Raw genomic sequence first — 17216 nt, 5'->3', positions numbered from 1 at the left:
TTCTCCTATCGTCATCCGAATGCGCCAGTACTCCGCCGACCTGACCCCTCCGTGGAAGAAGCCGAAGCCGGTACCGGAGATCCCGGCCGAGCCCGGTCTGGTGGTCGAGGAGCCCGGCACCGGGTTCTGTGGCGCGGTGATCCGCTGCGAGGCCGGCACGGTGACCCTGGAGGACCGCTTCGGCAAGCACCGGGTGTTCCCGCTGGAGCCCCGCGGTTTCCTGCTGGAGGGCCGGGTGGTGACCCTGGTCAGACCCGCGGCCGCGGCTCCCGTACGACCGTCCCGGACCGCTTCCGGCTCGGTGGCCGTGCCCGGCGCACGCGCACGCGTGGCCCGCGCCGGCCGTATCTACGTCGAGGGCCGCCATGACGCGGAACTGGTCGAGAAGGTCTGGGGCGACGACCTGCGCATCGAGGGCGTGGTCGTGGAGTACCTGGAGGGCGTGGACGACCTCCCGGCGATCGTGGCCGACTTCGCGCCGGGCCCGGACGCGCGCCTCGGCGTCCTGGTGGACCACCTGGTGCCGGGCAGCAAGGAGTCCCGGATCGCCGCGTCGGTGACCAGCGACCACGCCCTGGTCGTGGGCCACCCGTACATCGACATCTGGGAGGCGGTGAAGCCGTCGTCCCTGGGCATCGAGGCGTGGCCCCGGGTCCCGCACGGCCAGGACTGGAAGACGGGCGTCTGCAAGGCCCTGGGCTGGCCACCGGAGAACACGGGCGCGGTCTGGCAGGCGATCCTGAAGCGAGTGAACTCGTACAAGGACCTGGAGCCGGAGCTTCTGGGAAGAGTGGAGGAACTGATCGACTTCGTCACGGCGCCGTGAGCAAGCGGGTGGTCGTGCGTCTGCGGGCCGGTGGGGGCTGGTCGCGCAGTTCCCCGCGCCCCTTGGGCGGGCGCAGCTAGGTCGGCCTGTCGCTGACGGCAGCGCAACCTACTCAGGGGCGCGGGGAACTGCGCGACCAGCCACAACGCACCCGCATCCGCCGGACGACAGAGCCCCCACCCCCGTGGGCCTCAGTCCACCAGGTCCCTCACCACCGCATCCGCCAGCAACCGCCCCCGAAGCGTCAATACAGCCCGCCCCTCCTCGTACGGCCCGGTCTCCAGCAGCCCCTCCCCCAGCGCACGGCGAGAAGCAGCCAGCCCTTCCTCGCGCAGAAGGCCGAGCGGCACCCCCTCCCGCAGCCGCAGCTCTAGCAGGATCCGTTCCACCCGCCGGTCCTCCTGCGAGAGCAGCTCGCGTCCGGCACCCGGGGACCTGCCGGAGGCCAGCGCCGCTGCATACGCGCCCGGGTGCTTGACGTTCCACCACCGCACCCCACCCACGTGCGAGTGTGCTCCGGGGCCCGCGCCCCACCAGTCGGCGCCCCGCCAGTACAGCTCGTTGTGCAGGCAGCGCCCCGCGTCCGACGTGGCCCAGTTGGACACCTCGTACCAGTCGAACCCGGCCCCCGAGAGCACGGACTCGGCGATCAGATAGCGATCCGCGTGCACGTCGTCGTCGGTCATCGGCACCTCGCCCCGCCGGATCCGCCGCGCCAGCTGCGTCCCCTCCTCCACGATCAGCGCGTACGCCGACACATGGTCGGGACCGGCCCCGATCGCCGCCTCCAGCGAGGCCCGCCAGTCGTCGTCGGACTCACCGGGGGTGCCGTAGATCAGATCGAGGTTGACATGGTCGAACCCCGCCGCCCGGGCCTCCGAGACGCACGCCTCGGGCCGCCCCGGCGTGTGCGTGCGGTCCAGCACCTTCAGTACGTGCTGCCTGGCGCTCTGCATCCCGAAGGACACCCGGTTGAAGCCGCCCTCGCGCAGCGCGGACAGGTACGCCGGGTCGACGGACTCCGGGTTCGCCTCGGTGGTGACCTCCGCGTCCTCCGCCAGCCCGAACTCGTCACGGATCGCCGCGAGCATCCGTACGAGATCCCCGGCGGCCAGCAGCGTCGGCGTACCGCCCCCGACGAACACCGTCCGCACGGGCCGCGGGTCGTCGCCCAGCACCTTCCGGGCCAGCCTGATCTCGTCGATCAGGGTGTCGGCGTAGTTGTCGCGGGAGGCCAGCACCCCGCCCGTGCCGCGCAGCTCGGTCGCGGTGTAGGTGTTGAAGTCGCAGTAGCCGCAGCGGGTCGCGCAGTACGGGACGTGCAGGTAGAAGCCGAGGGGGCGGTCGGCGGCGCCGGTGAGCGCGGACGCGGGGAGCGAGCCGTCGTCGGGGACGGGTTCGCCGTCGGGGAGTGCGGAGGGCATGTCCTCCATTGTCCAGCACCCCGCCGGGGACCTACTCCGCCTGCAACACCAGCAGCGCCAGATCGTCCTCCGGCGGTCGCGCCCCGAACTCGTGCACCAGCCGTTTGATCCGCTCCGCGATCAGCTCGGCGTCGAGGCCCGCGCAGCCGGCGAGGGCGTCCGCGAGCCCGTCCTCGTCGTCGAACTGGCGGCTGCCGCTGCGCCGCTCGGTCACCCCGTCGGTCACGCACAGCAGGCTGTCGCCGGGCCGCAGCTCGAAGGTCTCGCTGGTGTACGTCTCGTCCTCGACGACCCCGAGCAGGGTCTGCGGGCGGGCTGCCGTACGGACCTCACCGCCCGCCCCGAGCAGCAGCGGCAGCGGGTGGCCCGCGGAGGCGAGGGTGCAGCGCACTCCGCCGTCGAAGGGCACGAGCTCGCCGTAGAGGAGGGACAGGAAGCGGGTCTGCGGGCCCTCGCCGGGGTGCGGGGGGCGTCCGCCCGCGGAGGCCAGCGCCCGCGCCGCCGCGTCCGCGGCCTCCGTCGCGTCGTCGAGGAGCAGCTGGTTGAGGCGGTCGAGGACGTCGGCGACCCGGTAGCCCTCGCGGGCCAGCAGCCGGAGCCAGGGGCGGGCCAGCCCGATCACCACGGCGGCCTCGGGGCCCTTGCCCTGCACGTCACCGACGGCGAAGCACCAGCGGCCGTCGCCGGCCGGGAAGAGGTCGTAGAAGTCGCCGCTGGGCCCGCCCTTGTCGCACGGCTCGTACACCAGGGCGCTGCGCACACCGGGGATCTCGGCGACCGCGCCCGGCAGCAGCCCGCGCTGGAGCACCGCGCTGATGGTGGCCTGGCGCGCGTACTGGCGGGCGGCACCGATGGCGAGCGCGACCCGGCGGCTGAGGTCCTCGACGAGCCCGGTGATCTCGTCGGGGAAGGCGCTCACCCCGGCCCGCCCGATGACGAGGGTGCCCAGCGGACGGCCACCGGCGGTTAGGCGGTAGGCAAGCGCGGACCCCTGCGGGGAGCTGAGGCCGGAGCCTTGCGGGGAGCCGGGGCCGGAGCCTTGCGCGGAGCTGGGGCCAGAGCCATGCGGGGAGGCGGGGCCGGAACCGTGCGGGGAGCCGGGGCCAGAGCCGTGCGGGGAGCTGGGACCGGAGCCGTGCAGGGAGCTGGGACCGGAGCCCTGCGGGGAGCCAGAACCGGAGCCTTGTGGGGAGCTGGGGCCGGAGCCATGCGGGGAGCCAGGACCGGAACCGTGCGGGGAGCCAGGACCAGAGCCATGCGGGGAGCCGGGACCGGAACCATGCGGGGAGCCAGGACCAGAGCCATGCACGGAGCCGGGACCGGAACCATGCGGGGACCCAGGACCAGAGCCATGCGCGCCGAGGGCCTCGGTCGGCCAAGGGAAGGGGGTCGGGCCCAGGCGGTCCGGGCCGCCAGGCAGTCGCGGCGGTTCCTTCTCCAGCACCCGCTTCAGGTCCTCGATACGGCTCTCGCTGCTGTGCCACACCCGGGCCAGTCGGGGCCCCGGAGCACCGCTGTCGCCCCAGCCTCCGCCCGCCTCGGCCTCACCCGGGCGGGGAGAGCCCCAGCGCCCGGCGACCTCGTCCTCCAGCCACACCGCGCACCAGTCGGCCAGCCGCGGCACGATCAGCTGACCGGCCAGCGCGGCGACCAGGTTCTCGTCGAGCTGCCCGGCGAGCAGGTCGGACGCCTCGGCGAGGAAGGAGAGGGCTCCGCGGTTGAGCCAGTCCCGGTCCTGCTCGACGCGGGACGGGGAGGGGGGCGGGGTCGAGGTCCCAGGCAAGTCCGAGTCCGAGTCCGAGGTGGTCGTCGACGCCGACGCCGAAGAAACCGAGGTCGGCGCCGAGGGCGAGGGCGAGGTCGGCGCCGAAACTCCGTTCGCTGCCGAAGCCCCGTCCGATGCCGCAGCCCCGTCCGACGTAGACCCCCCGCTCGACGGTGACACCGCGCTCGGCATGGAGACCCCGCCCGACATCAAGGCCCCGCTAGCCGCCGACGCCCCAGCCACCCCAGCGCTCCCCGCCCCCGCCCCCACCCCCGTGGCCTCCGGCGCGAGTATCCCCGCCACCCGCAACCCCCGCTCATGCACCCGCTCCCCGGCGTACGCCTGGATGCCGTCGAGGGCCTCCTTCCCTCCCCCCGGCAACCGCGCCCACACCGTCTTGGCGCCCGTGCGATACGTGATCCCCCAGGACTCGGCGAGGGCGGCGACCAGGCGCAGGCCGCGCCCGTACTCCGGTATGCCGTAGGACGCTTCGGTGTCGCCGTCGCGTGGGGCGCGCGAGGGGTGGTGGTCGAGGACCTCGACGACGAGCGCGCCGGTGTGCGCCTCCAGCCGGCAGTCCAGCTCCACCTCGGTGCCGGCGTGCACGACGGCGTTGGTGACCAGCTCGCTGACGACCACCACGGCGTCGTCCGACTGCCGGTCGGTGAGGAACTCGGTACCAGGCAGGCCGAGTTGAGCCCATTCCTCCAGCGCGGACCGTAACAGCGCCCGGGCCGCGCCCGGAGTGAACGGGCTGCCGGGGAAGATGGCACGGACGTGCCCCGGAGCGGGCACGTCACCGGCGCCGGGCGCACACGTGTCGGCCCCACGGGCAACGGATTCCCGTTGCGCAGGAATGGCCCCCATGTCCGTCTCCCCGAGCAGTTCGGACGATTACGCCTCTGGATGCGGACAGAGTGACAGACTGGGCACGCCCATAAGCGCCGAGTTACCGAAGTGGGCCGTCATGAGTGAGAACAGTGGTACGCCTGTGCTCGAAGACGGGCAGAATGCCGACCGAATTCGAGCATCGGACCTACGCCCTCTGCTCGCCGCGATGACCGCTGCCCGCGACGGCGACTTCCGCCGGATGCCGGAGTCGGGCGACGGGATCGTGGCCGAGCTGACGGCCATCTTCAATCAACTGGTCGACCGCAACGTCCACTTCACCGGTGAGGTCAACCGGGTGAAGCGGGAGCTGGTGCGGCACGGCCGGCTCGACGAGCGGCTCTCCCCCAGCCCGGGACAGGGCACCTGGACCTCCCGCGTCAACGATGTCAACCAGTTGCTGGACGCCCTGGTGGCCCCCGCCGCCAACGCGACCCGGGTCCTGGACGCGGTGGCCGGCGGCGACTTGACCCAGCGGGTCGATCTGCACGACGGCAACCGCCAACTGCGCGGTGATCTAAGGCGTCTCGGCCGGGCCGTGAACAAGATGGTCGACCAGCTCTCCCTGTTCACCGGTGAGGTGACCCGGGTGGCCCGTGAGGTCGGCACCGAGGGCCGGCTCGGCGGGCGGGCCAAGGTGACCGGCCTGTCGGGCAGTTGGCGGGACGTGACCGAGGCGGTCAACACCATGGCGTCCCGGCTGACCGCCCAGGTCCGGGACATCGCCCTGGTGACCACGGCGGTGGCCCGCGGTGACCTGACCCGCACGGTCACGGTCGAGGCGACCGGCGAGCTGCTCGAACTGAAGCTGACCGTGAACACGATGGTGGACCAGCTCTCCGCCTTCGCCGACGAGGTGACCCGCGTGGCCCGCGAGGTCGGCACCGAGGGGCAGTTGGGCGGCCGGGCCCAGGTGCGGGGCGTTTCGGGGGTCTGGAAGGACCTCACCGACAACGTCAACTTCATGGCCTCGAACCTGACGTCGCAGGTCCGCAACATCGCCCAGGTGACCACCGCCGTGGCCAACGGCGACCTGTCGCAGAAGATCACCGTGGACGCGCAGGGCGAGATCCTGGAGCTGAAGTCCACCATCAACACCATGGTCGACCAGCTCTCCGCCTTCGCCGACGAGGTCACCCGCGTCGCCCGCGAGGTCGGCACCGAAGGAAACCTCGGCGGCCGGGCCCAGGTGCGAGGCGTCTCCGGCGTCTGGAAAGACCTCACCGACAACGTCAACTTCATGGCGGACAACCTGACTTCGCAGGTCCGCAACATCGCCCTCGTCTCGACCGCCGTCGCCCAGGGCGACCTCGGCAAGAAGATCACCGTGGAGGCGAAGGGCGAGATCCTGGAGCTGAAGTCGACCATCAACACGATGGTGGACCAGCTCTCCGCCTTCGCCGACGAAGTGACCCGCGTCGCCCGCGAGGTCGGCACCGAAGGAAACCTCGGCGGCCAGGCGCAGGTGCGGGGCGTCTCCGGCGTCTGGAAGGACCTCACCGACAACGTCAACTTCATGGCCCTGAACCTGACGTCGCAGGTGCGGAACATCGCCCAGGTGACGACCGCCGTCGCCAACGGCGACCTGTCCAAGAAGATCACGGTCGACGCGCGCGGCGAGATCCTCGAACTGAAGGACACCGTCAACACGATGGTGGAGCAGCTGCGCGCCTTCGCCGACGAGGTGACCCGCGTGGCCCGCGAGGTCGGCACCGACGGACGGCTCGGCGGGCGCGCCCAGGTCCTCGGCGTCTCCGGCGTCTGGCGGGACCTGACCGACAACGTCAACTACATGGCGGACAACCTCACTTCGCAGGTCCGCAACATCGCCCAGGTGACCACGGCCGTGGCCAACGGAGACCTCTCCAAGAAGATCGACGTGGACGCCCGCGGCGAGATCCTGGAGCTGAAGACCGCCATCAACACCATGGTCGACACCCTCTCCTCCTTCTCCTCCGAGGTCACCCGGGTGGCCCGCGAGGTCGGCTCCGAGGGCCAACTCGGCGGCCAGGCACGGGTCGAGGGCGTCTACGGCACCTGGAAGCGCCTGACGACCAACGTCAACGAACTCGCCTCCAACCTCACCACCCAGGTCCGCGCGATCGCCGAGGTCGCCTCCGCGGTGGCCCAGGGCGACATGTCCCGCTCGATCACCGTGGAGACGCAGGGCGAGGTCGCCGAGCTCAAGGACAACATCAACCTGATGGTGGCCAACCTCCGCGAGACGACCCGCGCGAAGGACTGGCTGGAGTCCAACCTCGCCCGTCTGGCCGCGCTGATGCAGGGCCACCGGGACCTGATGGAGGTCGCCGACCTGATCCTGCGCGAGCTGACCCCGCTGGTGAACGCCCAGTACGGCGCATTCTTCCTGGCCGACCCGGACGAGGACGGCGCCTCTCTGCGCACAACCGTTCCTGCAAAGGGACTGGCGTTCATCGCGGGCTACGGCTCGGCGCAGGGCGCGACCGTCGACACCGGCGGCATGCCGGTGCACGGTCTGGTCCGTCAGGCGGCCCGGGAGAAGAAGCGGATCCTGGTGGAGGAGGCCCCGCCGGACTACATCAAGATCAACAGCGGTCTGGGCGAGGCGGCTCCCGCCAGCGTGGTGATCATCCCGATCCTCTTCGAGGACAAGCTCCTGGGCGTCATCGAACTCGCCTCCTTCTCCCGCTTCTCCGATGTCCACCTGGCCTTCTTCGACCAGTTCGTGAACACCATCGGCGTCGCCATCAACACCATCATCGCCAACTCCCGCACCGAGTCCCTGCTCGGCGAGTCCCAGCGCCTGGCCATGCAGCTCCAGGAACGCTCGGACGAACTCCAGATGCAGCAGGCCGAGTTGCAGCGATCGAACGCGGAACTGGAGGAGAAGGCAGCCCTGTTGGCCACCTCCTCCCAGTACAAGTCGGAGTTCCTGGCGAACATGTCCCACGAACTGCGCACCCCGCTGAACTCCCTGCTGATCCTGGCCAGGCTGCTCTCCGACAACCCGGACGGCCATCTCTCCGACCAGGAGGTGCAGTTCGCGACGACGATCCACCGCTCCGGCTCCGACCTCCTCCAGCTGATCAACGACATCCTGGACCTGTCGAAGATCGAGGCCGGCCGGATGGACGTACGCCCGAAGAAGCTGCCGCTCATCAAGCTGCTCGACTACGTCCACGCCACCTTCCGCCCGCTCACCCTGGACCGCGGGCTCGCCTTCGAGGTGGCGGTCGGCGAGGACGTGCCGCGCGAGATGTACTCCGACGAGCAGCGCCTCCAGCAGATCCTGCGCAACCTGCTCTCCAACGCGATCAAGTTCACCGCCACCGGCCGCGTCGAACTGCGGGTCAACCGCATCAAGGACCCCGAGCACCGGTACGTCCGCGACAGCGACGACGTGATCGCCTTCGCGGTGTCCGACACCGGCATCGGCATCGCCCGCGAGAAACTCCCGGTGATCTTCGAGGCGTTCCAGCAGGCCGACGGCACCACCAACCGCAAGTACGGCGGCACCGGGCTCGGCCTCTCCATCAGCCGGGAGATCGCGGGCCTGCTGGGCGGCCGTATCGTCGCCGAGAGCGAACCCGGCAAGGGCTCCACCTTCACGCTCTACGTCCCCGTGGTCAGCCCCGGCCACACGGCCACCGGCCCGACCACCGAGGACCGCCTGCTGCCGGCCCCGGAGGACCTGTCCACCGAGCCCTACCCGACCGCCCACGACGCCGAGGACTCCTGGCCCGCACCCACCAAGCTGGAGGCGTGGAAGTCCGGTCGGGCGGGTCAAGTCCTGTCCGGGCGCAGGGTGTTGATCGTGGACGACGACATCCGCAATGTCTTCGCGCTCACCCATGTGCTGGGCCGGGTCGGCATGCCGGTGCTGTACGCGGAGAACGGCCGCGAGGGCATCGAGACCCTGGAGCGCAACCCGGACGTCGAGCTGGTCCTGATGGACATCATGATGCCGGAGATGGACGGCTACGAGACCATCGCCGCCATCCGCCGCACCGCCCGCTGGGCCGGGCTGCCCATCGTCGCGCTCACCGCGAAGGCGATGCCGGGCGACCGCGAGAAGTCGATCGCGCGCGGTGCCAACGACTACGTACCCAAGCCGGTGGACGTCGACCAGCTGCTGACCGTCGTCTGCGCGCTCCTGGACCCCGAGGGCGCGGAGATGCAGGAGCCGGCCGACGCCGAGGAGGCGGTGGTCCCGCCCACCGACGACTGAATGAGGGCAGTCACATGAGCGCTGAGGCAACGACCGACGACAGTGCGGGCATCCTCCTGGTCGACGACATGGAGGACAACCTGATCGCGCTGGAGGCCGTCCTGGGGTCCCTCAACGAACCGCTGGTGCGCGCCCGTTCGGGCGAGGAGGCGATGAAGGCCCTGCTCCGCCGCCGCTTCGCCCTGGTCCTCCTGGACGTCCGCATGCCGGGCATGGACGGCTTCGAGACCGCCGCCAACATCAAACGCCTGGACCAGACGAAAGACGTCCCGATCATCTTCCTCACCGGAGCGGAGGACGACTCGGGCTACGCCTTCCGCGGCTACGCGACCGGCGCGGCGGACTACTTGACCAAGCCGTTCGACCCCTGGGTGCTCCGAGCGAAGGTCAGCGTCTTCCTGGACCTGTACCGGAAGAACCAGCAGCTGGAGCGCCTGCTGGCGCGCCAACACGCCGATTACCATGAGGTGGGCAGGCGACTGGCGGCGCTGGAGGACGAGTTGACGGAGGCCCAGCGCATCCAGGTGAAGGAAATACGGCACCTTCTGGAGAAGCGGTGAGCTTGTTTCCCCAGGGGCGCGGGGAACTGCGCGACCAGCCACGAACTACCGCTGGTCGCACACGCTCCCCAGCCACCCCCTACGCCTCCCGAGACCCTGCGTACATCTCCTCGATCAACGCCTTGTACTCCCGCTCCACCACAGGCCGCTTCAGCTTCAGACTCGGCGTGATCTCCCCGTGCTCCACGTCAAGGTCCCGCGGCAGCAACCGGAACTTCTTGATCGTCTGCCACCGCTGAAGCCCCTCGTTGAGCTGCTTCACATACCCCTCGACCAGGGAGACGGTGACCGGCGCCGCGACGACCTCCGCGTACGACTTCCCTTCGAGCCCGTTCTCCTTGGCCCACTCCAGGATCGACACCTCGTCCAGCGCGATGAGCGCGGTGCAGAAGTTCCGGTCCGCCCCGTGCACCAGGATGTTGGACACGTACGGGCACACCGCCTTGAACTGCCCCTCCACCTCGGCGGGCGCGATGTACTTGCCGCCGGACGTCTTGATGAGGTCCTTCTTGCGGTCGGTGATCCGCAGGTACCCGTCGGGCGACAGCTCACCGATGTCCCCGGTGTGGAACCACCCGTCGGCCTCGAGGACCTCGGCGGTCTTCTCCGGCAGCCCGTGGTAGCCCTCCATGATCCCGGGGCCGCGCAGCAGGATCTCCCCGTCGTCGGCGATCCTGACCTCCGTGCCGGGCAGCGGCTTGCCGACCGTGCCGGTGCGGTAGGCCTCGCCCGGGTTGACGAAGGAGGCCGCGGAGGACTCCGTGAGGCCGTATCCCTCAAGGATGTGGATCCCGGCGCCGGCGAAGAAGTAGCCGATCTCGGGCGCGAGCGCGGCGGAGCCGGAGACACAGGCCCGCAGGTTCCCGCCGAACGCCTCCCGGATCTTCGCGAAGACCAGCGCGTCGGCCACCTTGTGCTTGGCGCTCAGCCCGAAGGGCGCGGAGGCGACCCCGGTGCGCCGGAAGTTGTCCTGGGTGACCTTGGCGTACTCGCGCCCCACCCCGGCGGCCCACTGGAAGATCTTGTACTTGGCGCCACCGCCCGCACGGGCCTTCGCGGCGACCCCGTTGTAGACCTTCTCGAAGATGCGCGGCACGGCGGCCATGTACGTCGGCTGCACGACCGGAAGATTCTCGATGATCTTGTCGACGCGGCCGTCGACGGCGGTGACGTGACCGACCTCGATCTGCCCGGAGGTGAGCACCTTGCCGAAGACGTGCGCGAGCGGCAGCCACAGGTACTGCACGTCCTCGGGGCCGACCAGGCCCGTCGCGGCGATAGCCTTCGCCATGTAGGACCAGTTGTCGTGCGGCAGCCGTACACCCTTGGGACGGCCGGTGGTGCCGGAGGTGTAGATCAGGGTCGCGAGCTGCTCGGCCGTGATCGCACCCACCCGCTCCTTGATCAGGTCGGGGTCCTTCTCCAGCCGGGCGGCGCCCCGGGCCTCCAGCTCGGTGAGGGTCAGTACGAAGTCGCTGGTCTCGACACCGGCGGAGTCGATCACCACGACGTTGGTCAGCGCGGGCAGCTCGCCGCGCTTCTCGACCGCCTTGGCGAGCTGGGCAGCGTCCTCCGCGATCAGCACCCGGCTCTCGGAGTCGGAGAGGATGAACGCCGACTCGTCGGCGTTGGTCTGCGGATAGACGGTGGTCGTGGCGGCGCCGGCGCACATGATGCCGAGGTCCGCGAGGATCCAGTCGAGCCGGGTAGAGGAGGCGAGGGCGACCCGCTGCTCGGGCTGCACCCCCAGCTCGATCAGCCCGGCGGCGATGGCGTGCACCCGCTCCGCGGCCTGCGCCCAGCTGAGCGACTTCCACTCGTCCGGGCCCTCGCCGGAGGCCGCGGGCACCGGGTACCGGTACGCCTCGGCGTCCGGTGTGCTCGCAACACGCTCCAGGAAGAGGGTCGCCACACTCGGCGGACGGTTCTCGATCAGTGTCTGTGTGTCGCTCACGACATCCTCCGGGGCCCGCGACAGTGCGGCTGGCTCTCAGGTTTGCGGCTGTTGTTTAACTCGCGAGTAACTATCGAGCAGAGATCAGAGTAAAGCGCGGCCGACCCGTTCGTAAGGGGCGGCGGCCTGTCACTTCCTACAGAGCGCGACGTTACGCACGCGTAGGGGCCCGCCGCACTTTCGCACGACGGACCCCTTTCCATCCGATTCGACGGGTAACCGGGTGTAACCCGCGGTTACTTCTTGCCCTTGCCCGACCCCGCGCTGTCATCGCTGGAAAGCACCGCGATGAAGGCCTCCTGCGGAACCTCCACGGAACCCACCATCTTCATCCGCTTCTTGCCTTCCTTCTGCTTCTCCAGCAGCTTCCGCTTCCGGGAGATGTCACCGCCGTAGCACTTGGCGAGGACGTCCTTGCGGATGGCACGGATGGTCTCGCGGGCGATGACCCGGGAGCCGATGGCCGCCTGGATCGGCACCTCGAAGGCCTGCCGCGGGATGAGCTCGCGCAGCTTGGCGACGAGCCGCACCCCGTAGGCGTACGCGGCGTCCTTGTGGGTGATCGCCGAGAAGGCGTCCACCTTGTCGCCGTGCAGCAGGATGTCGACCTTCACCAGGCTGGAGGTCTGCTCACCGGTGGGCTCGTAGTCCAGCGAGGCGTACCCGCGCGTCTTCGACTTCAGCTGGTCGAAGAAGTCGAAGACGATCTCCGCGAGCGGCAGCGTGTAGCGGATCTCGACCCGGTCCTCGGAGAGGTAGTCCATGCCGAGCAGGGTGCCGCGCCGGGTCTGGCACAGCTCCATGATCGAGCCGATGAACTCGGTCGGGGCGAGGATCGTGGCGCGTACGACGGGCTCGTACACCTCGTTGATCTTGCCCTCGGGGAACTCGCTCGGGTTGGTGACGGTGTGCTCGGTGCCGTCCTCCATGACCACCCGGTAGACCACGTTGGGCGCGGTCGCGATCAGGTCGAGCCCGAACTCGCGCTCCAGGCGCTCGCGGATCACGTCGAGGTGGAGCAGGCCGAGGAAGCCGACGCGGAAGCCGAAGCCGAGGGCCGCGGAGGTCTCTGGCTCGTAGACGAGAGCCGCGTCGTTGAGCTGGAGCTTGTCGAGGGCCTCGCGCAGCTCGGGGTAGTCGGAGCCGTCCAGCGGATACAGACCGGAGAAGACCATGGGCTTCGGGTCCTTGTACCCCCCGAGCGCCTCCGTGGCCCCCTTCTGCTGGCTGGTGACGGTGTCGCCGACCTTGGACTGGCGGACGTCCTTCACACCGGTGATGAGATAGCCCACCTCACCGACGCCGAGGCCGTCGGCGCCCAGCATCTCGGGCGAGTTGGTGCCGATCTCCAGCAGCTCGTGGGTGGCGCCGGTCGACATCATCTTGATGCGCTCGCGCTTGTTGAGCTGACCGTCGATGACACGGACGTACGTCACGACACCGCGGTAGGAGTCGTAGACCGAGTCGAAGATCATCGCGCGGGCGGGGGCATCGGCGACACCGACCGGAGCCGGGACCTCCTTGACGACCCGGTCGAGGAGCGCGTCGACACCGAGCCCGGTCTTGGCGGAGACCTTGAGCACGTCGGACGGGTCGCAGCCGACGAGGTTCGCGAGCTCCTCGGCGAACTTCTCGGGCTGCGCGGCCGGCAGGTCGATCTTGTTGAGCACCGGGATGATCGTGAGGTCGTTCTCCATCGCCAGGTACAGGTTGGCGAGAGTCTGGGCCTCGATCCCCTGGGCGGCGTCCACGAGGAGGACGGTGCCCTCGCAGGCGGCGAGCGACCGCGAGACCTCGTAGGTGAAGTCGACGTGCCCCGGGGTGTCGATCATGTTGAGGATGTGCGTGTTGCTCTTGTCGTGGGTCGGGGCCCACGGCAGACGCACCGCCTGCGACTTGATCGTGATTCCGCGCTCACGCTCGATGTCCATGCGGTCGAGGTACTGAGCACGCATCTGGCGCTGCTCGACCACGCCGGTCAGCTGGAGCATCCGGTCGGCGAGCGTGGACTTGCCGTGGTCGATGTGCGCGATGATGCAGAAGTTGCGGATCAGAGCCGGGTCGGTACGGCTCGGCTCGGGCACGTGGCTGGGGATCGCGGGCACGCAGGGTCCTGATTCTTGAGGCGTCCGCAGTGTCTGCGGTCTCGGGTCGGATCGATACGTAGCCTCCATGGTCCCACGGGCGGGGACCGGCGACCGGTTTGGGCCACCTGCCGGGCCGCTGGTAGTCTGGGCAGCTGTGTCTCATGCCCTCTCAGCGCGAGGCACACACTCTGAAAATCACCGGTACGGGTCCTGCACGGCCCCGTGCCTGAACCTGTAGAGGCTCATTCGTGGCGAACATCAAGTCCCAGATCAAGCGGATCAAGACCAACGAGAAGGCGCGGCTGCGCAACAAGGCCGTCAAGTCCTCCCTGAAGACCGCGATCCGCAAGGCCCGCGAGGCCGCTGCCGCGGGTGACGTCGAGAAGGCCACCGAGTACCAGCGCGCTGCTGCGCGTGCGCTCGACAAGGCCGTCTCCAAGGGCGTCATCCACAAGAACCAGGCCGCCAACAAGAAGTCGGCGCTTGCTTCGAAGGTCGCGGCCCTCTAAGGCCTCTCTCTTCTGATCTGACGCCGGAAGGACCCGAGCGGGCCCTCTCTCATCCGCTCCCGACCGGCACCCAGGAGCCACGCGCGGCCTGCGTTCGCCACGCGGGCGTGGTCTCCGAAAAGCTTGAACCGAGGCCCCGGCGCCCTCGCCCTTCCCCAGGACGACGGCACCGGGGCCTTCGGCGTTCAGTCGGCCCAGAACTCGTTGCTCTTGTCGATGTCCTCGACGCACTCGTCGAGGTCGGTGACCTTGTCCCCTACGATCCGGAAGACGATGCATCCCGTGTCGTCCAGGCGCCGGCCCTTGCGCTCCGCGGTGACCCGGCACATCCCGACGGCGTGCCCCCGCCCGTCGACGGCGATCCCGAGCATCTCGAGCCGCATCGACCCCTGGGTCTCCTGGCCGAGCCGCTGATACATGTCGATGATCGCGTCCTGCCCCTTGAAGTCCCCGGAGAGCGGGTGACTACCGGGCACATGGTGCGTCGCGTCCTTCGCGATCAACTCCCGCAGGGTGTCCATGTCCCCTCGGGTGAACGCCTCGAATCCCTTGCGTACGAGCGCCGCATGCGGATGCTCAGCCATGACTACCGCCACCTTTCCGTGTTCCGGCGATGTTGGCTGACAGGTCCGATTCTCCTCCCGAGCGCCCGAAGGGGCGCGGGGAACTGCGCGCCCGGCCACGACGGATGTCGCAGACGCGCTACGACAATGTGCGGCACCCCCGATGGCGCGATGGCTCCGCCTCAAGCACGGCACAGCACCGCCGGCCGGCTATCCCCGTCCCCGGGACCGCGCCGCCCGGGCGATCGCCACAACCGCCTTCTCCAGCGCGTACTCGGGATCATCCCCGCCGCCCTTGACCCCGGCGTCCGCCTCGGCCACGGCCCGCAACGCGAACGCCACTCCGTCCGGCGTCCACCCCCGCATCTGCTGCCGCACCCGGTCGATCTTCCACGGCGGCATCCCCAGCTCCCGCGCGAGATCCGCGGGCCGCCCGCCCCGGGCCGACGACAGCTTCCCGATCGCCCGCACCCCCTGCGCCAACGCGCTGGTGATCATGACCGGCGCGACCCCGGTCGCCAGCGACCACCTGAGCGCCTCCAGGGCCTCTGCGGCCCGCCCCTCCACGGCCCGGTCGGCGACGGTGAAGCTGGATGCCTCGGCCCGTCCCGTGTAGTACCGCCCCACGACGGCCTCGTCGATCGTCCCCTCGACATCGGCGACCAGCTGCGACACCGCGGACGCGAGCTCCCGCAGATCACTCCCGATCGCGTCGACGAGCGCCTGGCACGCCTCGGGCGTGGCGGACCGCCCGGTCGCCCGGAACTCCTGTCGCACGAAGGCCAGCCGGTCCGCCGGCTTGGTCATCTTCGGACAGGCGACCTCCCGCGCCCCCGCCTTCCGCGCGGCGTCGAGCAGCCCCTTGCCCTTCGCCCCACCGGCGTGCAGCAGCACCAGGGTGATCTCCTCGGCGGGCGCCCCGAGATATGCCTTCACGTCCTTGACCGTGTCGGCCGACACATCCTGCGCGTTGCGCACGATCACGACCTTGCGCTCCGCGAACAGCGACGGGCTGGTCAACTCGGCGAGCGTCCCCGGCTGCAACTGGTCCGAGGTCAGGTCCCGCACATCGGTGTCGGCGTCAGCGGCCCGAGCAGCGGCGACCACCTCCTGCACAGCCCGGTCGAGCAGCAGCTCCTCCTGCCCCACAGCAAGGGTCACAGGAGCGAGCAGGTCGTCATCAGCAGTCTTCTTGGCCATCCCCGACAGCATCCCACGCCCCACTGACAGCCCGACCAGGACGACGCCCCGGCCGGGGACCTACGGCTCCTCCCGCCACCCCTCCCACTCCCCCACGAACGCATCCAGCTCCCCCGGATCCAGCCGCCCCGCCTCGTCCCGGAGCACGACCAGCCACTGCGCGTCCTCCGCATCGTCCTCCCCCGCCAACGCGTCCCGGACCACCTGCGGCTCCTCCATCACCCCGAACCGCTCCCGCAGCCCCTCGACGACCTCCTCCGCGGCATCCCGATCCGGCAGCACCAGCACATGTCTCACATCGCTCACGGAACCATTTTCCAGGCCACCGCCACCGACACCGCCACTGCAACCGACGCCGCCCGCACGTACCGCTAACCGTCCCGACCGGGGCTCCGCACCACCGGCACCCGGTCCAGCCCGATACCGAACCGCTCCCGGTACACCCCCAGCACCTCCTCGTCCGTCCCCAACTCCCGCTCCTCCCGTGCCCCGTCCGCCGCCGTCACCTTGAGCATGCGCCCGCTGAGCGTGATCCGCCCGCCGTCCTCCGTCACCTTCGAACACACCAGGGACTGCGTGAAGTGCGAGGCCGGCGAGGTGCTGTGCCACCACGCCCCGGCCATGAAGTCACCGAGCACCCGCGGCCGCACCTCCAGCCGGTACTGACTCCTGCCGCCCACGACGACATCCAGATCCGCGGCCTCACCCCCGCCCTTCGCCCCCGCACCGTCCCCGCCCCGCACCCCCGCCGCGTCGGGCCCCGCCTCCACGATCCGGAAAGTCCCGGCGGGATCCACCTGCTCGTCCCGCGCCCCGAACGCCAGCGGATAGTGACTGTGCGCCCCGAACCCGACATCGGCCAGCCACTCGCCCCCGTCAACCGACCGCACCCGCAGCGCGAGATGGTCGTACGGGATGCCGAACCGCCCCTCGTCGCCGTACACCCGCCCCGCGAGCAGCGTCACATCGAAGCCGAGCGCGGCCAGCAAGGCCCCGAACGCCCCGTTCAGTTCGTAGCAGAACCCTCCCCTCCCGGCGCTCACCACCTTCTCCACCAGCCGCTCCTCCTCCAGCACGATCTCCTCGCCGAGGTGCACCGACAGGTTCTCGAAGGGCACGGTCTGCAAATGGCGCAGATGCAGCTCGCGCAGGACCTCCACGGTGGGCCACGCCGGGTGCTGGACTCCCAGGCGGCGGAGATAGGCGTCAACCTGTGTGGGCTTCATGCCC

Annotated in this window: 12 protein-coding genes; 4 read left to right on the top strand and 8 right to left on the bottom strand. The window is 70.1% G+C overall.

What is annotated here, in order from left to right; genetic code table 11:
- The first annotated feature begins 19 nt into the window (after positions 1-19).
- A complete protein-coding gene (locus ACFULQ_RS09790) occupies positions 20-826 on the top strand; it encodes a DUF3097 domain-containing protein (RefSeq protein ID WP_383540618.1) in 807 nt (268 codons plus the stop codon).
- 191 nt (positions 827-1017) lie between these two features.
- Here ACFULQ_RS09790 and hemW read toward each other — a convergent pair whose 3' ends face one another.
- Together hemW and ACFULQ_RS09780 are read right to left on the bottom strand one after the other, a co-directional pair.
- Positions 1018-2250 (bottom strand): radical SAM family heme chaperone HemW, encoded by a 1233-nt coding sequence (gene hemW, locus ACFULQ_RS09785; RefSeq protein ID WP_383540617.1) that lies wholly within the window; start codon positions 2248-2250, stop codon positions 1018-1020.
- Positions 2251-2281: 31 nt separating this feature from the next.
- Positions 2282-4882: a SpoIIE family protein phosphatase gene (locus ACFULQ_RS09780; protein ID WP_383540615.1), complete on the bottom strand. Its 2601-nt coding sequence runs from the start codon at positions 4880-4882 to the stop codon at positions 2282-2284.
- A 100-nt stretch (positions 4883-4982) separates the two neighbouring features.
- Here ACFULQ_RS09780 and ACFULQ_RS09775 point away from each other — a divergent pair, with 100 nt between their 5' ends.
- Positions 4983-9113 (top strand): HAMP domain-containing protein, encoded by a 4131-nt coding sequence (locus ACFULQ_RS09775; protein ID WP_383540613.1) that lies wholly within the window; start codon positions 4983-4985, stop codon positions 9111-9113.
- A gap of 14 nt (positions 9114-9127) precedes the next feature.
- Positions 9128-9673: a two-component system response regulator gene (locus ACFULQ_RS09770; protein ID WP_383540610.1), complete on the top strand. Its 546-nt coding sequence runs from the start codon at positions 9128-9130 to the stop codon at positions 9671-9673.
- Between the two features lie 79 nt (positions 9674-9752).
- Here ACFULQ_RS09770 and ACFULQ_RS09765 read toward each other — a convergent pair whose 3' ends face one another.
- Together ACFULQ_RS09765 and lepA are read right to left on the bottom strand one after the other, a co-directional pair.
- Positions 9753-11627 (bottom strand): AMP-dependent synthetase/ligase, encoded by a 1875-nt coding sequence (locus ACFULQ_RS09765; RefSeq protein WP_383540608.1) that lies wholly within the window; start codon positions 11625-11627, stop codon positions 9753-9755.
- A gap of 236 nt (positions 11628-11863) precedes the next feature.
- Positions 11864-13732 carry a translation elongation factor 4 gene (gene lepA, locus ACFULQ_RS09760; RefSeq protein WP_030314689.1) on the bottom strand — a complete coding sequence of 623 codons (1869 nt, stop codon included), beginning with the start codon at positions 13730-13732 and terminating at the stop codon, positions 11864-11866.
- A gap of 230 nt (positions 13733-13962) precedes the next feature.
- On the opposite strand from lepA, the gene rpsT reads away from it, so the two are divergent.
- Positions 13963-14223: a 30S ribosomal protein S20 gene (gene rpsT / locus ACFULQ_RS09755; RefSeq protein ID WP_123760672.1), complete on the top strand. Its 261-nt coding sequence runs from the start codon at positions 13963-13965 to the stop codon at positions 14221-14223.
- 185 nt (positions 14224-14408) lie between these two features.
- Here rpsT and ACFULQ_RS09750 read toward each other — a convergent pair whose 3' ends face one another.
- The 4 genes from ACFULQ_RS09750 to ACFULQ_RS09735 all read right to left on the bottom strand — a co-directional run bounded on the left by ACFULQ_RS09750 (position 14409) and on the right by ACFULQ_RS09735 (position 17212).
- The gene (locus ACFULQ_RS09750) at positions 14409-14807 is read right to left on the bottom strand and encodes a nuclear transport factor 2 family protein (protein ID WP_383540604.1); all 399 of its coding nucleotides are present in this window, start codon (positions 14805-14807) and stop codon (positions 14409-14411) included.
- Between the two features lie 189 nt (positions 14808-14996).
- Entirely contained in the window at positions 14997-15986 is a 990-nt protein-coding gene (gene holA / locus ACFULQ_RS09745; protein ID WP_383540602.1) for a DNA polymerase III subunit delta, read from the bottom strand.
- A 60-nt stretch (positions 15987-16046) separates the two neighbouring features.
- On the bottom strand, positions 16047-16292 hold the full coding sequence (locus tag ACFULQ_RS09740; RefSeq protein WP_383540599.1) for a hypothetical protein: 246 nt from the start codon (positions 16290-16292) through the stop codon (positions 16047-16049).
- Between the two features lie 65 nt (positions 16293-16357).
- Positions 16358-17212 carry an arylamine N-acetyltransferase gene (locus tag ACFULQ_RS09735; protein ID WP_383540598.1) on the bottom strand — a complete coding sequence of 285 codons (855 nt, stop codon included), beginning with the start codon at positions 17210-17212 and terminating at the stop codon, positions 16358-16360.
- Between the last annotated feature and the right edge of the window lie 4 nt (positions 17213-17216).

The sequence above is a fragment of the Streptomyces sp. NPDC057253 genome, from assembly GCF_042669125.1.
In the GTDB taxonomy this organism is placed as follows: Bacteria; Actinomycetota; Actinomycetes; order Streptomycetales; family Streptomycetaceae; genus Streptomyces.
This window is presented reverse-complemented; position numbering and strand designations above follow the sequence as displayed.

Coding starts and splice junctions, on each gene's coding strand:
- ACFULQ_RS09770 (WP_383540610.1), top strand. CDS start 9,128: ATGAGCGCTGAGGCAACGACCGACGACAGTGCGGGCATCCTCCTGGTC.
- ACFULQ_RS09750 (WP_383540604.1), bottom strand. CDS start 14,807: ATGGCTGAGCATCCGCATGCGGCGCTCGTACGCAAGGGATTCGAGGCG.
- ACFULQ_RS09790 (WP_383540618.1), top strand. CDS start 20: ATGCGCCAGTACTCCGCCGACCTGACCCCTCCGTGGAAGAAGCCGAAG.
- ACFULQ_RS09780 (WP_383540615.1), bottom strand. CDS start 4,882: ATGGGGGCCATTCCTGCGCAACGGGAATCCGTTGCCCGTGGGGCCGAC.
- ACFULQ_RS09775 (WP_383540613.1), top strand. CDS start 4,983: ATGAGTGAGAACAGTGGTACGCCTGTGCTCGAAGACGGGCAGAATGCC.
- holA (WP_383540602.1), bottom strand. CDS start 15,986: ATGGCCAAGAAGACTGCTGATGACGACCTGCTCGCTCCTGTGACCCTT.
- hemW (WP_383540617.1), bottom strand. CDS start 2,250: ATGCCCTCCGCACTCCCCGACGGCGAACCCGTCCCCGACGACGGCTCG.
- ACFULQ_RS09735 (WP_383540598.1), bottom strand. CDS start 17,212: ATGAAGCCCACACAGGTTGACGCCTATCTCCGCCGCCTGGGAGTCCAG.